This window comes from Acidovorax sp. SRB_24 (assembly GCF_012931925.1).
The window spans coordinates 1-210 of record NZ_MWOM01000400.1 but is presented as its reverse complement, the minus strand read 5'-3'; the positions used below and the strand labels follow the sequence as shown (position 1 = coordinate 210).

At 74.3% G+C, this 210-nt stretch carries 1 pseudogene; it reads left to right on the top strand.

The features are described 5' to 3' along the window. Positions 1 to 210 (top strand): annotated as a pseudogene (locus B2J89_RS22420) (hypothetical protein); the annotation flags it as partial.

Sequence of the window (210 nt, the reverse complement as noted above, 5' to 3'; positions counted from 1 at the left end):
TCCAAGACCCCGCCCCGTTTTGTGCCCACGCTCACAGAGGTGGTGCAGTGGTCCCCGGCCCTGGCGCCCGATGGGGCGGAAGAGGCTCCTCCGGTGCCCGCGAGTGCATCGGGTGACAGTCCCGCGTGGGCTTCTGCCGCGGCGCAGCCGGTGCCCGCCGCCGCGCTGGCGCCGCCGGGGCTGCCCGAGGACGTGGAAGAGTTGCTGGTG